Genomic DNA, 19,570 nt, shown 5'->3' with positions numbered 1-19,570 from the left:
GGGTGCCTGCGTGCTGTAGGGCCTATGTTATGAGTGCTCCGGTTCTTTATACAAAAGAGATCTCGATAGAGGCAGGAAAAGGTGGATCAAAGGTCCGATGCTGAGGGCAAAAATCAACGTACCTACGTCGACACTTCCTCCAAGTATCCATCCGAGCACTAAAACTGTGAGTTCTATTAGGCTCCTAACCACCCTGATAGAGTGTCCTCTAGCTGCTATTGCGGTCATTAGGCCGTCCCTGGGTCCCGGTCCTAGGTTTGTGGAGATGTATAGCGATGTGGCGACTGCGACTACAACAACACCGCTTATTAGGTAACATGCCTGATACAAAAGCGCACCAGGCTTTGGTACAACTCCAAGCGAAATCTGTAATACCGATCCGATTATCACCACGTTTAGAAGCGTTCCAATACCAATACGCTGTCTGCAAGGAATCCAGAGTAACAGAACGACAAAACCTACTAGGACTACAGACAATCCCAACGGGATCCTGACCTGTTTTGCGATGCCGACCTGTAGTACATTCCAGGGGTCGAGCCCAAGACGGGCAAGAACGATGAGCGAGTATCCAAAGCCATAGAGGGCTAGACCAAATACCAAGGTAGAGATTCGTAAAAGACGCATGTCGTCTTTTGCTGGTAAGGGCGCAACTATCGCTAAGACTAAGGATTTGAGGTTCACGGCGACTTCCTTGCAGGTCGTCTCGACCCGGTCTCTATCACGATCAGTTTGATCCGAAGGACTTTACGTATATGAGGACGCGATCGGTTCTGAATAGGTCGTGCGAAAGCTCAAATGGCTGTCCGTCTACATCCTTTGTTATGCGCGTTACATAAAATAGGGGAGACCCTGTGCTTACCGAGAGTATCTGACTCTCTGATGGTTCGGCTGGCCGCACTTCGATCCTCTCTGTGGCTTCCAAAGGCTTGACGCTGTAGTCGCTTGCGAGTAACTCATACAAAGAACCGCCCAGTGGTTTGTCTAAGAGGCCCGGGAATCTGTCGGCCGGTAATACCATGTGTTCGAGAGAGATTGGTAGCCCGTTCCCGAGCCTTATCCTAGTGATCTCAAAGATGTAGTCACCTATATCGATAGCGAGTTGATTGGCTACGAGAGCGTCAGCTTCAGTGAGAGCGGTTCGAATCACTCGGGTTCCTGCCACCATACCCTGCGCCTTTAGTAACTGGGGAAGACCCACGATAGAAGAGAGGTCTCGTTCAAGTCTCTTGTCGTTTAAGAAAGTACCCCCGTTGCGCCCCTTTTCCCTGCGAATGGTGCCAGATTCTTCTAACATGCTAAGAGCGCCTCGCAATAGATTCCGTGTCACTCCAAAGCGCCTTGCAAGCTCCCTCTCTGTACCGATCCTTCTGTCAGGTCCGATCTCACCTGAGGCGATGAGGTCAGAGATTAGAAGTGCTATCTCTTCTGCACCCCTGCGGTCGCGGGATCGAGACTCTATGTTCGTGGGTTGTATGTCGTTATCTTGCATCTACAGTATTAATCGTACACAATCGGTGTTACAAATTCAGGTGCAACATCATGGATATCGTACCGAGCGAGAAAAACTTGGAAGCTTGTGCTCGAGGTAGCGGATAGCAAGATGCAGCGTTCCGTCCAAATATTCTCCTTGAAGTCGCTTGCAGATCTCTACCTCAGGATGAGTTTGCATCCATCCAAGCAATAGGAAACGTCGAAATAAAACAAGTGGCCAGATCGCCTCTTTATCAGCGTTGTCAAGCTTTCTGATGCGTTCGTACCCAACGATCCATCGTCCTATAAGTTCTGGCACGATGTCTTTGTGTTCGAAAAAACTTATAGCAGTGGCTAAGTCGTAGAGGTACCAGCTGTAACCGCAGTCGTCAAAGTCGATGAGGGTAGGCGAGTAGCTCTCTTTGACCCATATCACATTTGATAGACGCATATCTGCGTGAACGAGTCCAAATACCTTTGAGGAGACTCCGTATCGATGGAGATCTCTGCTCACGTTATCTACGGCCTCTTTGAGGTAAGGGTACTTTTCTTTGTCCACACCTTTGGACCAAGCGCCCCATCTCGGGTTTGCTCCAAAGGCGTCTTTCAGTCTCCACGAGAATCTACGAAAGCCTCTCGGTGGTTCCCACGCTATAACTTGGTTGTGAAGTTGGGCTGCTATCGATCCGAGAGTCTCAAAGTGATCTGCCGAGTCGTCCTCCTCGAGCTCTACTCCTTCTACGAAGTTGAAGGCTACTGCAAAGCGACGGTGATTTGAAGAGGGGGTTTGGATCGTAGTGATCAACTCGTCCTTGCGATTCAAGATAGGTAAAGGTACAGACACCGTGTTCGATCCATGGATCGACTGAATCCATGTGAGTTCAGATTGTATCTCAGCTCTAGAGTGATACCCTTCTCTGTGTAACCTGATTACGAACTTCGGCTCGTTATCGAAGGAGATCTTGTAGGTCTTGTTCTCGGAGACGTTTAGTAACTCAACTTTAGCGCTTGGTGGGGTGTCGTAGTTCTTGAGAGCCTCGTTAGCCAGCTCCCAGTCCTCGTCTGTAGAAGCAGAGATCACGTGTACTAACCTACCGTGTTTATTGACTAGGGTAGCGTCCTACAGCGCCTGACCCAAAGATAGTTGAAGTGATCCAAGTTTGTCTAGTGTATTTTTGGGTGCCATACTTGTTTCAGAGCCCTGACCGCCATCTTTATGATCAGAGATCCTGTTCTAAAGGTGGGTGTGGGTGATGCGTCGAATCTCTCATCGCTACAGCTCCGTGCAAGTACCTTACAAGGCAGATCCTGTCATTAGGTAGTTGGTCGTTGCTACCCTGTTACCTGCCCGAAGGCCGAAGGTGTCCCGTCAAAGCTAATGGGTACCACGTGGATTGGCCACTGGGGATCGTCAGCTACGACCTCCATGCCCCCGCCAATGTAGATGGCGACATGGTAAGGCAACATACCGAAGAAAATGAGATCGCCCGGTTGTAGCTGAGAGTAACTTATTCTTTGAGTCGCCTCGTACTGCATCGCTGCGTTATGCGGAAGCGATATTCCCGCCTGTGCATACGCCCACATAACTAATCCAGAACAGTCAAAGCCTGTCGATGGGCTTGCGCCTCCCCATACATACGGTTTTCCCTGCATGCTGAGAGCTGCATTGACGGCAATCTGCATCGCTTGTGATATTGATCCGCTTGTAGAAGATGCACTGTAGTTGGGCTGGGTGGCCGCAGGTGTGCTATTTTGTGGCGGAGTCTGAGCCTGTTGTTGTGCAAGGGCTGCCTGTGCAGCCTTCTCCTTAGCAGCTTGTTGCGCTTGCAGCTGCTGTTGCACCAAGGTAGCGATCTGGCCTTTGATGCTGGCCAGGAGAGATTGGTCTTGAGTAGTTGCACTTTGCGCCTGTTGAGCCGCACTTTGAACCTGGTTTAGCTCGACTTGTGCCTGAGATTGCTCAGATGCCAGCTTGGCCTGCTCGAGAGCAAGTTGCGCCGTGGCCTGCTGGTAGCTGGTAACCAAGTCCTGCTGATTCATAGATACAGTGGACAGGAACGACTGCGAGAGCGTCGCCTGCGTTTCAGTGCCTTGTAGCACTGTCATCACAGTAGACGCACCACCCATGTTCATATAGCTATCAATAGCCTCTTGGGAGAGTTGTTGCTTTATCGCCTTCACTCTGGCTTGCTCGGAGATGATCTGCCCTTTTACCTGTGAGATATCGCCGTTAATCTGCTGCAGCTGACTCTGGGCGTAGTCATACTTTTCGGCGTATACGGCGACCTCGTTGTTGAGCTGAGCAATTTGGCTGGCAATATTTGATGCTTCCGCCTGCAACGAAGAGATGCTTTGCGCCTGAGCGCTAGGGGCTGAGGAAGCTTGCTGCACAAAGGGAGCAATAGCGACTAGCGCCGGTGCAAGCACCTTTATCGTCTTTTTCATCTGCTGTCCACCTGTTCTCGACTGATCGGGTCATCCGGTTCGACGCACATCGAAACCACCATAGCAGGTGTTTTGGGAGATTTGCGCTCGCAAAGGATTTGGTTGTCCTAATTATGCAACGGACTAAGTACCTGAGCTGGGAATATCCATAGGGCGTAAATATCAAAAAATCTTGCTTTGGCTGTCAGCTAGCTGACGCAACGATGTGAGATCTGTGGGTATAGATCTCTGTTAGAGATTTTTTGGGGGGGTTATTGGGCTTGTTTCCCCGATGCTGGTTACTTCAAATCGATACGTCTGGGACTGTGGCGACGACACCCCGCCTAGCCCTTGTTCTAGCGACAACAGAGCCCCAGTTTCTTTGTCGATGCACGCCCGGGTGGTAAGAGAGACCTTAGCTAGCATGTTGCCCTCTAGATATAGATCTCCGACGCGACCTAAGACCGTACACGAACCATCACGCTGCAAGTACTCACCGACAGAACGAAGACCGTTGACAAACAACGATGCAGCTGCGCCGACTCCCATCTGGTTTAGATAGTACTTTGGAAGCTTGATCTCGGTAACCCTGTTGTGAACCACGTCGAAGGCTGTACCACTGGCAGCAATAGTGGTTACACCGGTAGAGCTGATATAAACCCTGAAGTTTGACGGGTCATACACCTCACCAATCACTTTGTTGGGCGTGGTTGTGTTAGCACCCGATGTTGAGATAAAGGAGTAGTTCGCCCATCCTGTTAGCCTCAGGTAGTTTGCAACCGTGAAGGGGTTTGCTACCTGTCCTACCAAAGTTGTAGAGGTTGAAGAAGTTGATGTTGAAACGGTTTTATTGATACCGCATCCCGCAAGAACTAGAGCGAAAACCATGAGGCAAGATCTCTGCAACATCTCATGTTTTCTCAAGTTCCGATGTCTCATAGTTGGGGTGAGTTGCACACCTTGAAGTATATAGATTCAACTTTGGAAACATCTAAGGCCCATTACCGAGACTATTGGATGCGACCTTTGAAGATAGACCTCCCTATCTTGGTCCACCTGCTTTGTGGCAGCTTCCAACGGGTATGCCTTGATGAGGAGATGGATCGAGGTCGAAAACCCCTCTTATGGCCTACAAGAAAGTAAATTTTGTTTGAAGTTTAATTCATCTTGGCCACCATGACGTGTTGTCTTAGTAAGCTTTAAACATCGTGCAGGGATGCGGCGAAGGTTACGACCTTTTCTTCATGCTATGCGTGAGGACACATGATTTTATGAGCGCTCTTAGGTACTACGCAAGGATTTATTAAACGAGGTTTCCTATGGCATGCTACGGTCATCGGCTCTGTATGAGGGTCATAGGTCGCATTGACATACATACAAGGGTGGGAAACACAACGAATCGGGGAAAGAGAGGGAGCCATGAAGGCAGAGTCCGCAGATGAACATGAGGTAGATATACACGGTGGTCATCGCGATGTAACAGGCGGTGCTCAAAGAGCGGCCGTCTTTGGCATCTCTGATGGTCTGGTTACTAACGTGTCTTTGATTTTGGGAGTTGCTGGGGCTCATCCGTCAGCAGCGGCAGTGAGGCTGGCGGGTTTTGCAGGACTGATGGCAGGAGCCTGTTCGATGGCTATCGGCGAGTATATATCCATGAAAGCGCAGGGTGAGCTTATAAGTAGAGAGATCGCAGTTGAGGAAGAGGAGATTCGGCGTGATCCTGCCGGGGAGACCAAGGAGTTAGCAAACCTCTATGAAAGAAGAGGCTTGTCTAAGGAACTAGCGATGGAGGTGGCGAAGGCTCTCATGGCTCAGCCAAGAACTGCTTTAGAGGTTCATGCCATGGAGGAACTAGGGGTGGGTACGGGCTCCTTGGGATCTCCGTGGCAGGCAGCGTTGTCTTCGTTTGCTTCCTTTGCAGTTGGAGCCTTCGTGCCTTTGGTGGCTTGGCTCTTCTTCAGCAGCGCAACGGCGGTAACGGTTTCGATCCTCATGACGGCGGTCGCCTCTTTAGTAGTGGGTGCGGCACTGGCGTACTTTACCGGCCGTTCCTATGCAGTCTCAGCGCTTAGGCAGCTAGGTCTCTCTGCCCTCGCAAGTGCATTGACCTATCTGGTGGGCTACCTCGTCGGTGGAGGTCAGCTATAGTCGAGCAGTGTCTTCTAAGAGTTAGCTCCGAAGATCTCGAATCTGACTAGGCATAGCTTTACGTCGCTACCAACTCAAGTACATCGACTGGCGATGCAAGATCCCAATACAACTCATAAGAGTTGGCGGTTGAGACACGGCTAAAGGGCTGGTGTCATGTCTGGCTGCATGTTAAAGCTGTCCTAACCTCACCAACTGTACCTTATCAACCCTGAGATCTGCGTCGCAACATTAGGTGACGATAAGGGATAGACGAGTTGTTTGCTGATGAGACAACAAATGTGACTGACTTTGTATCTTTTACCATCGCTTTTCCGTCTATGTGGTAAAGAGTTAGGAAAAGGAGTAGAAATGAAAAAGACAGTAGGCAAGACAGATCGCAATATCCGCTTCGCTTTGGCGGCTTTCTTGGTTGTGGTGGCAGCTATCGTCGGATTCGGAAGTATCTGGAGTTATGTGGCGCTGGCTGTGACGGCTGTGCTCGTTGTGACGGGAGCTAGTGGCTACTGCCCTCTTTACACTTTGCTTCACATCGATACCACAAAGTCGGTTAGCAGAGAATCTGTAAGGGCAAAGTAGCTACTATTACCGCGGGACCTTACCCCTTCATCGAAGTTCGCTATAACTAAGTGAAGGGGATATAGTCATATGTTCCGTCCGTGTGGGCGACTGCGGTAGAAGGGAGGAAGTTTCTATGGTGTCTCAAGGGGCCGGCGTGTCGCCTTTGGACGTATTTGGCTCACAACTTGGGGATACCATCGACGGTCTGCTGAGATATGCAGTAACTCTAACAGGTAACTCCTCCGATGCGGAGGATTTGGTCATGGAGACGGTTGTTCGGTCCTTGGAAAAACGGGACCAGTTCCGTCAAGAGTCTTCTTTGGCAACCTGGCTTCATTCGATCCTTTATCACATCGCAGTGGATAAGGTGCGCTCAGACTCAAAGGAGCTAAGTGTTGATGAAGTTGTAGGTAAGTGGATGAACTCGGAGTACAGCGTTGACATTGAGGCCGATCTGATTCGGAAAGAGACACAGATGAAGGTTAGAGAAGCCTTAAGGCGCCTCCCCTATAACTATCGAGCGGCAATAATCCTCCATGACGCAGAGGGTCTATCAGCCAGGGAGATATCTCAGCTTTGTGGCGCCTCCTTGTCGACGATAAAGCAGCGAATCCTTAGGGGAAGGATGATGCTCCTAACGGCACTAAAGAGTGTAGATGTTTCGAAGTTGTCTACCGATACCGGGAGTCTTAGTTGTTGGGAGAGTAGGCAGATGATCTCTGACTACTTAGACGACTCCCTTGCTCAGCGACAAAGGAACGCTTTGGAACAACACTTGAGTAGTTGTACAACTTGTCCCCCGCTTTACAGATCTTTGGTGGGGCTTAGAAGAGTCTTGGGCGACCTCTGTGAGGGCGATGATGACGTGCCGAGCGAGATCCGTGATAGAGTTTTGGCAAAGCTCTCCATTGGCGGATAGATGCTTGGGGATCCAAAGCGCTAGTTCTTTGGGATCTTCGGCTGTACCTTTATGAGGCGCGTAAGTTGGGATCCTCGGTGACCTGTTGCGGATAAAGTCGGACTCCCTCTTGTCCATATGCTTCTTGCAGAGGTTCTCTGAGCCTATCTTGAAGCCGAAAGTGACCCAATTCAACCCGAGTAAGCGTTGTAGTTGGGTGTTGAATGGTTATCGTGACTCGTATAAGTAGATTACCTAGGTAGCGTGCGGTGGATATTGACTATTTCTCAAGTTAGAGTTAACAAAGTTGTCTATGTAGACCTTTGGAAATGGGCGTCTAAGAGGGGTAGAAGGTAGAAAAGTTTGCCGTCGACGGGTCTAGTTCGCCCGTAGGCCCTTGACCGAAGAGCCAAAGCAGATTTGCGGTTATTTTTCTGGTGTAAGTTGCGGGACAGTTGGCAGTCGACGAGCCACAGGAGTTTAGGGAGTTGATCCAGTTGTTGGTTCCCGAGTCAAATACACCTGCGTTTGAGTTTGCCGTTGTGTAGTAAGTCATATCTGAGTAAGCGTACCCATTTTGCGTTCCCAGATCTGTGACGACGCGACTGATCGGTATGGGGGAGTGTCCGAGTATCTGAAGATTGTTCGGATGAGGGTTTGGGGTGTAGAAGTGGTCAAAGTCGGACTGTAACACCCCTGGTATTGCTGATCCATCTTTCAAGCCAGTGCCTTTGAAGATCCAAGCCGAAGCGTCTGCAACCACAAATGGGGCAGGAGTGGCTCCATTTAGCAGAAAACCAGCGTATGACTCTCCAACAAAACCAGTTTCAGGCCAAGACGCAGGCGGCGACATCCATGTGTTACCTGTAACTTCCAGCGGATTGCCTTTGCCGTACAGGGGATCCTTATAGGAGTTGCGGTAGTCCACCTCTTCACGGTTTTGTCCTAGCGGAGAAGGCTGTAGTCGAACGTGGCGAAGCATTGCGCTAGCACCGAAGAATATGAAGTTAACTCCATGATTTTGAGCGTTGGTGGCTGCAACTCTTTCCCTGTATGACCAACACTCGTCGTGTCCTAGAGATAGAACGGCTGCGTGTTTTTCGAGGATGTTCGGGTGTTCGATAACGGTCTGGTCGTTTGCGTATGCGACGTTCAGGCCGTGTTTCTCCATAAATCGGACGAGAGGATACTCATTGACCATGAAGTCAGCCGCTCCACCGCCGTAAGCGTAGGGCCGGTCGAAGGAGACGACTCTCGCACGGCTGCAGAGGGGGTAGTGGTTCGAGGGACACGACCCTTGACCTACATAGAAGTCGTAACCACCGTACGGGTTCCAGGCCTGCCATGTAAAAACATCGTTCTTTATCAAGTAGGTAGCGTTGGACGCTGGATCCCAAACCGTTAGGGGTATCCAGGACTGCTGGCCTTGAGAACCAACCAGCTTGAAAATATAGTCACCTTGAAAGAAGTTCTTGGTGATATCTACAGTGAGAGATGGAGTCCAATTGTCGCAAGATACCATATTCACCACAGGTGTCAGGGGGCAGGAGGCCTGGACAAATCCCTTCTCCATAGGAGAACTCCACACCAAATGAGCTCCCTTGCCTTGGTAATAACCCATGCGATAGGCGAATACCTGATAAGTGGGGGCTGTTGAAGAGATGTATAAAGTGACCTTTTCGCCGATCCTGGCGTACGTTTTGTCAGCGAATCCTTGGACGTATCCAGGTGCACCTGTGTTAGCTAGCTGCCATGAAGTAGTTCCGGGAAGTTGATTTTGAGCGACGATCTGCGATGAGACAACCCCGTATGAGGACAGATAGGTTTCAATCTTGGCGATGCTTCGATCGCTACGCCCTTTAGCTTGGTGCCCAAGCAAATTAGTGGTGGGTGCCTTTGTGGCTGAATTGGTGGACCCCGACTCTACAAGAGCTAGAGATCCAAAGAGGACTCCGAAAAGCATGACACCTGCAGCGAGAGCTAGTACCGCCCTATTGTTACTTGCCGAAGACTTTTTATGATGTGCGGGCTTTGAATTCATATCGACTCGACCGCTCAGCATAGCGCAGTAGCGACCCGTTTACGGCGATAGTTCATCAGCTGATCCTTAGACAAAAATACACAGACACAGCCACTTTGGTAGGACTGTGTCTGTGTTGGCCTTTATTCATCTTCCTAAGAATCAACCTAAACCAAAGTAACCATCGGCACCGAGGTGTCCGTTGGACGGTGAGCACGATTTTAGGTATCAGGACACCAACAGGAGATGATAAAGCAAGATGAGTTGTGCAATTGCAAGGGGTTCACTGCGCTTACCGCCCTCTATCTCTCCAAGACAGTCAGGCACAGGAGCGTCGATCCCCAGCTTGGACCAGATCGCCTCTTCCACCTCTCTCGATGCCTCTCTATTAGCGTGACCATGGACGTGAATAGCGTCCACCGGTTTACCGTCGTCATCTCTGATTAGCTTCATGTGAAGGGCACCCTTGGAGTCATTAGAGAGTACGTCGGAGAGGTCGGGATGGGGTATGGTGGGTCTAAGCAGTATCGTTGCGCTCAACGCCTTTGAGTCTGCTGCGCCCTCAACTGGAGCAAACCTAATGACAATGTCTGCATGTTTTCGTTGAGGTCTGATATAGGCCTCGGACTCTGGCTCTCTTTTATCGAGATCGCGTAGCACCTGCTCTTCTGTGTACCCTCTCTTGGTCACATCTCGATATACCTTCCACTGCCGTCTTATGTGTTCAGGAGGGTCTAGGAATACGGTTACATCAAAGCAAGCTCTTGACAACTTTGACCAAAGTGGAAATAGGCCGTCCACGATAACGTACTGGGCGGGATGGACGAGTACTGGGCGGTCTAAGGTGCCAGTGTCGTGGTTGTAGATGGGCTTCAGTATGGGTTGACCGAGGGTAAGGAGTTGGAGGTGCTGTTCCATTATCTCCAGGTAGTTACAGTCAGGGTGAAGTGGCGTAAAGGGTAGATCCTTGCGTTCCTGTCTATCGTACTTGTGATAGTCGTCGGTACACATCCAAGTAATCTTTTCAGGTCCTAAGGCCTTGGCTAGTCCGTGAGACAGCGTTGTCTTACCGGTGGCAGAGTCGCCTGCAATGGCCAGCATAGGCACATGCAATGGACCACCTTTTGTACTGTGCTTTTGTATCTGGGCTTGGCGGTAGGGCACTTGACGATCCTTTCGAAGTGAACTTTGAACTACTTCAGGGGTTTGCAAATCTTTACTCCTCCATAGAACTTGATGGTCTTGAGATGAATTTGATTCTTCCGTTCTCCACAACAACGGAGTGAAGCAGTAGGTCATCGTTGTCCAACCGCTCAGGTGCTCGGATGATAGATGTTGATGTAACAGCAGTTGCGACCATTATTGATTCCTCAGATACCAGGTCGTTTGCTGTAAATCGCATCGAGCTCCAACCTGGGTTCCACGATGCTAGGGAGGCTGTCTCCTCCTCGCTTTGAGGTGTTAGTCTTGCGATCATGTATCCGCCTAGACCTCGGGTGGCGGCGGCTGAGATTACTCCTTCGGGTGCACCACCGATTCCATAGAGTAGATCAACGGTGTCCATGGGAAGCAGTGCTCGAAGCGAGCCTAATACGTCACCGTCGGAAGCTTGTATTACTCTAACTCCAGCGCCTCTCATCATTGCGATAGCGTCTTTATGTCTTGGCTTGTCCAATACATATGCGCAAAGTGAAGAAAGGGGAGCCCCTTTGTGTGCAGCGATGACCTCAAGGTTCTCGATCAAGCGCCGGTCTAAAGAAAGCTCATCGTAGCTACCGAAACGTGTTACCAGTTTCTCCATGTAATAGGCCGGCATCGGAAGCATGGAGCCTCTCTTTGCTACAGCTATGACCGATATCGCCCCGTCGGTTCCTTTGGCAGCGTAGTTCGTGCCTTCGAGGGGATCGACCGCTATATCAAGCTGCTGGGCGTCTTGGGAGCTGCTACCTACCACCTCTCCCTCATATAGCATTGGTGCCTCGTCCTTGGCACCCTCCCCAATCACAACCGTTCCTGTGAAGCTAGCTGACGCTAAGGAGTTCCTTAGAGCTTCAACTGCGGCGTGATCAGCTTGATTCTTCTCACCTTTGCCGACGTAGTCCTGACAGTGAAGGGCTGCCAACTCCGTCGCTAGTAGCAGATCGTTTGCTACCTTCGAAGGCTGATCTGAAAGAAGATCGGAGGCTGCTTCTAGAACTTGATTCGGGGTGAATCCAAAGTGTTCGAACAGACTGTCTTTGCTCCCCGAGGCTCCAAATGAGTTCATTCCGATAAACGTTCCACGTGAAGAGAGGGACTCCCACCCCTGTTCGATGCCGGCCTCGATCACTATCACGGGCGTATTCGGCGGGACCAACTGTTCGAAGACATCACGTTCAAGAGACAGAAATCTCTCCCTCCACGGCACTGAGACTACGCGTACGTTCACATCAAATCGATCTTCGATCAGACGTGCACTTTCCAATGCAAGCTGGACCTCGGAACCGGATGCTACGATGGTGAGTTGGTCAGTGCCTGTACCTTGTACAACCCTTGCCCCCTGTGTTGAGAGCCAGTGTCCTGGTGTTGGTTCGAGGATCTCGAGGTCCTGGCGGGTTAGGATTAGCGACACGGGAGAACTATCTAGCTTGGTAATGAACTCGTAGCAAGCCTTTGTCTCGTTAGCATCCGCAGGTCTAAGAACGATATGGTTAGGTATAGCTCTAAGGGCGCTTAGATGTTCCACGGGTTGATGGGTGGGACCGTCCTCACCAAGAGCTATCGAGTCGTGGGTGAAGATGTAGATAACGGGAAGCGACATAAGGGCAGAAAGCCTGAGCGACGGTCGTAAATAGTCTGAAAAGACTAGGAATGTAGAGCAAAATGGTCTTATATTTCCTGATAGCGCCAGACCATTTGCGCAAGCAGCCATGGCGTGTTCTCTGATTCCAAAATGAATAAGCTGACCTGAGGTGTGATTGGCCAGTGAAGATCGGTTGATTGTTTCAAGTCCCAGGTCAACCCCGTTTGACTCTGCTAGATCCGCCGCTCCCCCTACTATCCGATGGTCTTGTCCGCAGAGGTCAGCTAAAACCTCTTTCGATGCCTTTCGGGTGGCGAGTTTTGCCCCAGTGTTGAATACAGTTGTGGGTAGGGCTTGAAGCTCTTTGGTCTTTAGGGACTCGTTTACCCGGTTATATAGCCCTTCTCCGAGGTCATGCAGAGCCGACTCCCACCTCTGACGGTCTTGTTGGCGACGAGATTTGAACTCGGTGAGGACTCTCTCTAGGTGTTCTGGGAGTTCGAAGGATCCATAGCTCCATCCATATGCCGCTTTAGTGAGGGCCGTCTCCTCCTTGCCAAGGGGTGATCCATGGACCTTTGACGTTCCGGCTCTGTTTGGTGATCCTGATCCTATGGTTGTCTTGACCTCAATCAGTACCGGTGAGTTCTGCTCTTCCAGGGCATTTCGAAGCACTTGGCTTATCTCTTCGATATCGTTGCCGTTGTGTACCTCGTAGGTCTTCCAACCGTAGCTTCCAAAGCGCATAGTTACGTCGTCGGTGCAACTCTGGGAAGCTGGTCCGTCGATAGTTATGTTGTTGGAGTCAAAGAGCACAACGAGATTGTCGAGTCCGAGATTTCCAGCGAGGGATGCGGCCTCGTGTGAGATCCCTTCCATCAAGTCACCGTCGGAAGCGAGAACGTAAGTCCTTTGGTTGAGAAGGTCGCTGCCAAGTGGATCCGAGCGAAAGGCCTGTTCTGCAAGTAGTTTCTGTGCAAGGGCGATCCCTACGGATGTGGCAACTCCCTGACCAAGAGGCCCGGTCGTGGTTTCAACCCCAGGCGTGTGGCCGAACTCAGGATGCCCCGGCGTCTTTGAACCGAGCTTGCGGAACTGCTTAAGATCGTCCATTCCTAGGCTGGATCCGTATAAGTACAAAGTGGCGTAAAGCAATGCAGATCCGTGCCCGGCGCTTAGTACAAATCGATCACGACCTACCCAACTTGGATCAAAAGGATCGTAACGCAAAAATCTAGAAAAGACAGTATGGACGATTGGAGCGGCTCCAAGCGGCAGTCCTGGATGACCCGAATTTGCCGCCTCAACCTGGTCTATCGACAGCATTCTTAGGGCAGTCAGTAGTTCGAGATCGTTTTCTAAAAGTTCGTTTCGATAGTGATCGCTATGTTCCATCGTGATGTCGTTACCTTTCCCTAAAGTCACATAAACCTACTTTGAGGCTGTCTCGGCGAGCTCTCGCAACTCCGCTACGGCTGCCTTTAGTCCGAGAGGAGAACTGAAGATAGAAGAGCCCGATACCAGATGTGTGGCTCCGGCACGAGCAGCTCCCTCGACGGTCTTTGGTGAAATTCCACCATCTACTTCTATGGGTATGTCAAGTTTTAGTGACTCAAGCATCTCTTTTAGTCTTGCGATCTTTGGTTCCATCTCCGCTATGTAGGCCTGCCCACCGAACCCAGGGTTTACTGTCATTATCAGAACCATGTCGCAACTCGTAAGTACATATTCGATATCGCAAAGAGGTGTAGCGGGGTTCAATGCAACCGCTGATTTAGCTCCTAGCCCTCTAATCTGATTAAGCGTTCTGTGGAGATGTGTTGTGGCTTCTGCATGCACGATTACCAGGTCACAACCAGCATCCACGTAGCGCTCTAGGGTATTTTCGGGTGCCTCAATCATCAGATGCGCCTCAAAAGGAAGTGATGAGTATTTGCGAGACGACTTGATCACGTCGGCTCCGAAGGTCAGGTTGGGCACGAAGTGACCGTCCATAACGTCAAATTGGATCTTGTCCACACCAGCGTCCTCCAAACGCTCAAGGTCTGAACCTAACGCACCGAAGTCACAAGGGAGCACCGAGGGTACGATCTGGATACGTTCTGATGCCACTTTGGGACCTCCTGCTACTTGAAGAAACTTTTGGGTGGCTAGCCTCTATACCGCTGTGTATAGGGATCTGCAAGCCTAATCCTGACCTAGATGTTGTCCTAAAAAGCTACTTCAACTAGAAATTCGTCTATTCACCTATTGGGGTGATTTATATGGTGAGAGTTGTCGTGATAGGTCCGCCAACCGCCCCGGGTCTTATAGAGACTCCTACTCCCAAGAGGATGGAGTTACGATGGCACAACTAAAGAGGTACTGAAGCAGAGATATGGGAGAGGGCGATACAGATGGTGGACGACCATAACGGGAGTATCCCTCGCAGTGAGAGGCGATCGCCTCGATGCCAAACAAGCTTGGCATGAGCGCAAAGACCCTGCGCCACTGGGTACGTCAGGCGAAGATCGATGCCGGTGACCATGACGAGATGATGAGGGAGGCCAAGGATCCTATGCGTGCGCTCGAGCAAGAGAACACCAGGCTTAGGCGGGCAAATGAGATCCTCAAGGCAGCATCGATTTTCTTCGCAACCGAGCTGGATGGTCGACCAGGAGCTAGACGAAGCAAGTAGTGGCGTTCATCGACGCCAACAGGTCACGCTGGGGGTCCGGCCGATCTGCACGGTGCTCAAGTTCACCCCCTCGACCTACTACGCCTATGAGCGGAGAGCGCCCTCAAATAGAACCCTCCGAGACGAAAATCTCAAGGTCCTCATCACCGAGACCTTCGAGGCGAACCATAGCGTGTACTGAGCCAAGAAGCTCTAGGTGGCCCTTAATTGCGCCGGCCACGAGGTGGCTCGCTGCACCGTGGAGCAGCTCATGTACGAACTAGGCATTCATGGTGCCACCCGGGGCGAGGGCCACTTGCGCACGGCCATTGCTGATGAGTTGCGAGCGCGGCCAGAGGACCTCGTCAAGCGACAGTTCACGCTAGATGGGCCGAACCGGCTCTGCTGTGGGGACATCACCTATGGCAAGACACGAGCCGGATGAGCCTACACCGCCTTCATCACCGATGTCTTTTCAAGGATGATCATCGGGTGGAAGGTCTCTTGGTCGCTTGCAAGCGAGCTCGCCACTGATGCCCTGCATATGGCGCTTGGCCAACGAGGGCGCACCGACGAGCTCGTCCATCACTCGGATCGAGGCGTGCAGTACCTCTCAGTCTCTTACTCGGCCACTCTCTTCGCCGCTGGTCTTCGACCCTCGGTGGCACCACCGGCGACTTCTACGACAATGCGCTTGCAGAGAGGATGAATGGCCTCTACAAGACCGAGCTCACGAGGGCAGTGGGGGTGCCAGAGACGAGAGGGCCGTTGAATGGGAGACCTGCAAATGGGTGCACTGGTACAACACAACCAGGCTGCACTTTGCGATCAAGATAATCTCGCCTACCGAGTACGAGGCTCTCTACTATGCCTAAGAGCATGCTGTGGACCGCTTGGCTCACAGATGACTGAGTATCCATAAACCCCGGGGCGGTTCAATCTTTCACTTGGGCCCTGCTGGAAGATAAGTTAACTCAACGCCTGAGTGCGTCCTTTGTGCTTTCACAAATTAGATCTTTTATGACTAAGACTGCCTGATCTAGGTTATCCTTACTTTTTATATCAGTTGGCGAAACGTTCTCTTTGAGAACTTGTCTACGAGGTGGGGCGCTTTTGTTGCGTATATTCGTGGTCGATGACCATCAGGTAATTCTCGATGGTTTGGAATCAATGTTGAAGCACTTTGCCCCAAGGGTCTCAATAGCTGGCACCGCCATGTCATATTCGGATGCTCTAAAGGGCATCGAGGAGCATCGAGAAGCAATTGATGTTGTAATAACGGATCTTCGCCTGAAAGGTGATTCCGGACTCGATTTGTGCGTTGAAGTCGGTCGGAGGTTCCAGGATCTTCCGGTCGTTTTCTTCACTGTCTATGACGACGAGCAATACCTGTTCCAGGCTCTTAGGGTTGGTGCCAAGGGCTACCTGCTCAAGCAGATGGGAGGCGAGGAGCTCGTTGGCCACCTTGAACGGGTAGCTAGCGGCGAAGTCGTGATTGACCCAGCGATCGCCGGGAGAGTTGCACTCTTTGCTGCGCGCCTTCAGTCGGGTGAGTTCTGGCCTGGAGCCCACCTGGGTCTTACCCAACGAGAGTCAGAGGTTTTGGGTCTCGTCGTAAAGGGTCTATCAAATAGAGCTGTCGCCCAAAAACTGGTCTTAGGTGAGGAAACCGTCAAGACGCATCTTTCATCGATCTACAGGAAGCTGGATGTAAAGGACCGATCCCAAGCTGTGGCGGTTGCACTTCGTGAGGGAGTTTTTCATTGACAACAACAGATCTCTATGGCTCGTCGCAGCTTCGGCTAGTGAGGGCGATCGCAGAAGCAATGTCTTTGCAGCTTGACCTAAGTCAGCTAGCTGCGCGCGTAGCCGAACTGGTCGCTGAGGCGGTAGAGGCGGACGTTTGTTTCGTCCATATGGTCAATGCCGAACGGGGAACGGTCTCGCTAATTGGAGCAACGCCTCCATTTGACTCGCAAGTTGGGGCTGTGGAGCTTCCTTTAGGCGAGGGAATAGCTGGGTGGGTAGCGAGAAATAGGGTTCCAGCTGTAGTGCCAAACAAGTGGGAAGACAGACGCTACCGCTACATCCCAGAACTTAAGGGGGAAGACTACAAGAGCCTGATATCGGTCCCAATGCTAAGAGGTAGTGATGTGGCGGTGGGCGTGATCAATGTGCACTGGCGAGAGTCGGTAGAAGACCTTGAGTACCGTGTATATCCACTGAAAGACGTTGCGAATCTCTTTGCGGGCGCAGTTGAAAATGCTGTGTTACATGCACGAATCCTGCAACGGGAGTCTGAGATCTCAAGCTTTGCCAAGTCTATGCTTTCGGCTACCGAGATGGAGCGAAGGCGAGTAGCTAATGAAGTTCATGATGGTGTGGGCCAGGTTCTTCTTTCGCTTATGTTTCATCTTGACGCAGCAAGCTCCGTCGCTCCAAGAGGAGAAGAAGAACTCATAAGCGAGCTTACAAGATCGAAGGAGCTTGCAAATATGGCTGTTAGTGAGGTGCGCAGGGTGATCTCGGCGCTACGACCGACCGTGATTGACGACTTCGGTCTCCCAGGTGCTCTTGAGTTTTTGAAGCGAATCTACCCATCGCTTGATATCTCTTTGGATGTGGGTGAGATAGGAGAGATCTCCCCTGAGGTCGAGGTGACCCTGTATCGCGTTGCGCAGGAAGCTCTCACCAACGTCAACAAACATTCAGGTGCCACTTCAGCAACGATCAAGTTGAAGAAGTTTGGCAATGAGATAGTCCTGACGGTCCTGGACCACGGTAAAGGCTTCGATGCATCAGCGGCGCGAAAGCTTGAGAGCTTTGGCATACTAGGTATGAAAGAAAGGGTAGAGCTCTTAGGTGGTCGTTTGGACGTGTACTCACGTCCAGGAGGTGGAACGACTGTATTTGCTCATCTGCCAGCTGCTCAAAGTTGAAGTAGATGGCATTCTGTTTCACAGAGTTTTCTCTTCCCTCTGCTACCTGTGTTCAGCGAAAATACCATACGGCCCCTCAGCCTATGGAAGGCGAGGGGTCGGTAGCTGCAATGCCCTAGATTTTGGCGGTAGCCTTTTTATAGCTCTCCCCGTGCTGCTTTGAAGTTGGCCTCGGCGTGCTTGAGGAGAGCAGCCTGAGCCTTTGTTGCATTGCTCGGGTCCCCAAGCCATGTACTCATCGCTTCGTCCTGCAGACCTCTACCGTAGGAGAAGGTTATGGGCCAAGGTAGATTTTTGTATAAGGAGTTCATCTTGTTGAGGTGGGAAGTAGCGAGTGAGTCGGGTTGTCCTCCAGAAAGCAGAGCGATTCCAGCTACTGCTGCGGGAACACACTGCCGATAACACTCGACAGAGTTAATGGCTACCTCTTCTTCGCTAGCTCTAACCTCGCTCTTATCGCCTGAGATTACCATCGACGGCTTTAGAACCATCTCGTCTAAGACAACGTCAAAGAGTGCAAGCTGCTCGAAGGTCTCTAGCAGAGCGGCTCTCGTTACACGAAATGAACGCTGAATGGTATGCGTGCCGTTCATTAGAACTTCTGGCTCAACGATCGGGACGATGTCGTTTTGTTGGCACAGCTTCGCATAACGAGCCAAGGCGTGTGCATTTGCAACAAGGGCTGTGGTGGTCGGAGTGTTGTCACCAATGGTTATGACGGCACGCCACTTAGCAAATCGAGCGCCTCTGGACCTGTAGTTCTCGAGACGTGCCCCCAGACCGTCTAGGCCCTCTGTAACGGTTTCGCCAGGGAACCCCTGAAAGTCTTTAGCGCCTGTATCAACTTTAATGCCCGGAAGAATACCGAGCTCTATTAGGGCGTCTGGGAAAGATTTTCCATTCGCAAACGACTGGTTGAACGTCTCGTCGTAGAGTATGGTCCCCGATATGTAGCTGGATAGGGATGGAGCGGAAAACAGCATCTCGCGCCACTGTCTTCGTGACTCTTCTGTGGACTCTATTCCTAACTTTTGAAACCTTTTTGAAAGGGTAGGACTCGACTCGTCGGCAGCGAGAATTCCCTTACCGCCAGAGACCATCTGCAGGGCGATTCTATTTAATTCTGTTGTGGTGGTCATATCTCTCCTCAAGGATTGTTTCCAAAGTGCAACATGTGCGTGGCGGCTGAACCATAGCCGTAGCTACGCTACATCCGTATTTGGACCCTCGTGTCACCTCTAGGGGTGATTATGGTGGTGAGCTAATTCCATAACCGCTCGATAGTTGTCCTGTGTAACTGAGTTATCCGTCAACCGTCCATTGGGCAAAAAAGCTTCAGTGGAGACACCACTCCTACAGGGTCACAAAAAACAAGGGGAATCTACATCGTTATGATGGCTCTCGTTGTTGTCTAGGACCGGTAAGTGTCAAGGTAGTTGACGCTTGACTACTTTATATTCTAGGGGCGTTATTTCCATGCGATTTCCAGTTATTGACTTATTTGACATCCTCCTATAGAGTTCTCAAAAGTAGTTGTAGATCTCTGAGTGGTCGTCTTTACTACGCAGTCCCCATAGCTAGTAGCGGAGTTGCTGTTTTATCTCCAGGAGGTGTAGTCCAGGTTCCTTTAGTTGAACCCCAGTCTCTAGTGACCTTTCTAATCCATCTCTTG

The 19,570-nt window shown here is 51.0% G+C and carries 16 protein-coding genes and 1 pseudogene; 7 read left to right on the top strand and 10 right to left on the bottom strand.

Translation table 11 applies throughout. The features are described 5' to 3' along the window. Nucleotides 1-27: 27 nt before the first annotated feature. The 5 genes from yczE to BUA24_RS00860 form a co-directional block, all read right to left on the bottom strand. Nucleotides 28-681 carry a membrane protein YczE gene (gene yczE / locus BUA24_RS00880; RefSeq protein WP_072787836.1) on the bottom strand — a complete coding sequence of 218 codons (654 nt, stop codon included), beginning with the start codon at nucleotides 679-681 and terminating at the stop codon, nucleotides 28-30. Between the two features lie 43 nt (nucleotides 682-724). Further along, complete coding sequence (locus tag BUA24_RS00875) at nucleotides 725-1,489, bottom strand: GntR family transcriptional regulator (RefSeq protein ID WP_072787834.1); 765 nt, start codon at nucleotides 1,487-1,489, stop codon at nucleotides 725-727. Between the two features lie 48 nt (nucleotides 1,490-1,537). Next, the gene (locus BUA24_RS00870; protein ID WP_072787829.1) at nucleotides 1,538-2,551 is read right to left on the bottom strand and encodes a phosphotransferase enzyme family protein; all 1,014 of its coding nucleotides are present in this window, start codon (nucleotides 2,549-2,551) and stop codon (nucleotides 1,538-1,540) included. Between the two features lie 251 nt (nucleotides 2,552-2,802). Next, nucleotides 2,803-3,915, bottom strand: coding sequence for a C40 family peptidase (locus tag BUA24_RS00865; RefSeq protein ID WP_072787827.1), 1,113 nt, complete (start codon nucleotides 3,913-3,915; stop codon nucleotides 2,803-2,805). A gap of 231 nt (nucleotides 3,916-4,146) precedes the next feature. Next, on the bottom strand, nucleotides 4,147-4,803 hold the full coding sequence (locus BUA24_RS00860; RefSeq protein ID WP_178138651.1) for a hypothetical protein: 657 nt from the start codon (nucleotides 4,801-4,803) through the stop codon (nucleotides 4,147-4,149). 510 nt (nucleotides 4,804-5,313) lie between these two features. Between BUA24_RS00860 and BUA24_RS00855 the strand changes: the two genes are divergently transcribed. From BUA24_RS00855 to BUA24_RS00845, 3 genes are all read left to right on the top strand, one after another. Next, nucleotides 5,314-6,042 (top strand): VIT1/CCC1 transporter family protein, encoded by a 729-nt coding sequence (locus tag BUA24_RS00855; protein WP_072787819.1) that lies wholly within the window; start codon nucleotides 5,314-5,316, stop codon nucleotides 6,040-6,042. 351 nt (nucleotides 6,043-6,393) lie between these two features. Next, entirely contained in the window at nucleotides 6,394-6,621 is a 228-nt protein-coding gene (locus BUA24_RS00850; RefSeq protein ID WP_072787817.1) for a YgaP family membrane protein, read from the top strand. 115 nt (nucleotides 6,622-6,736) lie between these two features. Beyond that, complete coding sequence (locus BUA24_RS00845; protein ID WP_072787815.1) at nucleotides 6,737-7,522, top strand: sigma-70 family RNA polymerase sigma factor; 786 nt, start codon at nucleotides 6,737-6,739, stop codon at nucleotides 7,520-7,522. A 316-nt stretch (nucleotides 7,523-7,838) separates the two neighbouring features. Here the strand turns inward: BUA24_RS00845 and BUA24_RS00840 are convergent, their stop codons facing one another. From BUA24_RS00840 to rpe, 4 genes are all read right to left on the bottom strand, one after another. Next, nucleotides 7,839-9,542 (bottom strand): N,N-dimethylformamidase beta subunit family domain-containing protein, encoded by a 1,704-nt coding sequence (locus BUA24_RS00840; RefSeq protein ID WP_143146311.1) that lies wholly within the window; start codon nucleotides 9,540-9,542, stop codon nucleotides 7,839-7,841. Nucleotides 9,543-9,749: 207 nt separating this feature from the next. After that, entirely contained in the window at nucleotides 9,750-10,622 is an 873-nt protein-coding gene (locus BUA24_RS00835; protein WP_084660067.1) for a phosphoribulokinase, read from the bottom strand. Nucleotides 10,623-10,737: 115 nt separating this feature from the next. Next, nucleotides 10,738-13,728 (bottom strand): transketolase, encoded by a 2,991-nt coding sequence (tkt, locus tag BUA24_RS00830; protein ID WP_143146310.1) that lies wholly within the window; start codon nucleotides 13,726-13,728, stop codon nucleotides 10,738-10,740. A 6-nt stretch (nucleotides 13,729-13,734) separates the two neighbouring features. Continuing rightward, on the bottom strand, nucleotides 13,735-14,415 hold the full coding sequence (gene rpe, locus BUA24_RS00825; protein ID WP_178138650.1) for a ribulose-phosphate 3-epimerase: 681 nt from the start codon (nucleotides 14,413-14,415) through the stop codon (nucleotides 13,735-13,737). A 337-nt stretch (nucleotides 14,416-14,752) separates the two neighbouring features. Here rpe and BUA24_RS00820 point away from each other — a divergent pair, with 337 nt between their 5' ends. The 4 genes and pseudogenes from BUA24_RS00820 to BUA24_RS00805 all read left to right on the top strand — a co-directional run bounded on the left by BUA24_RS00820 (nucleotide 14,753) and on the right by BUA24_RS00805 (nucleotide 17,898). Beyond that, the gene (locus BUA24_RS00820) at nucleotides 14,753-14,980 is read left to right on the top strand and encodes a transposase (protein ID WP_072787809.1); all 228 of its coding nucleotides are present in this window, start codon (nucleotides 14,753-14,755) and stop codon (nucleotides 14,978-14,980) included. Between the two features lie 436 nt (nucleotides 14,981-15,416). Further along, a pseudogene (locus BUA24_RS13260) lies at nucleotides 15,417-15,668 on the top strand (DDE-type integrase/transposase/recombinase); the annotation flags it as partial. Between the two features lie 407 nt (nucleotides 15,669-16,075). Continuing rightward, nucleotides 16,076-16,726: a response regulator gene (locus tag BUA24_RS00810; RefSeq protein WP_072788024.1), complete on the top strand. Its 651-nt coding sequence runs from the start codon at nucleotides 16,076-16,078 to the stop codon at nucleotides 16,724-16,726. Next, nucleotides 16,723-17,898, top strand: coding sequence for a GAF domain-containing sensor histidine kinase (locus tag BUA24_RS00805; RefSeq protein WP_072787807.1), 1,176 nt, complete (start codon nucleotides 16,723-16,725; stop codon nucleotides 17,896-17,898). Before BUA24_RS00810 ends, BUA24_RS00805 begins: the two co-directional genes overlap by 4 nt. A 137-nt stretch (nucleotides 17,899-18,035) precedes the next feature. Here the strand turns inward: BUA24_RS00805 and BUA24_RS00800 are convergent, their stop codons facing one another. After that, nucleotides 18,036-19,037, bottom strand: coding sequence for a class I fructose-bisphosphate aldolase (locus BUA24_RS00800; protein ID WP_072787805.1), 1,002 nt, complete (start codon nucleotides 19,035-19,037; stop codon nucleotides 18,036-18,038). Nucleotides 19,038-19,570 lie beyond the last annotated feature (533 nt).

The organism is Ferrithrix thermotolerans DSM 19514, assembly GCF_900128965.1.
GTDB classification, from domain to species: domain Bacteria; phylum Actinomycetota; class Acidimicrobiia; order Acidimicrobiales; family Acidimicrobiaceae; genus Ferrithrix; species Ferrithrix thermotolerans.
The sequence above is the reverse complement of the archived record's forward strand: the minus strand, read 5'-3'. Positions and strand labels throughout refer to the sequence as shown.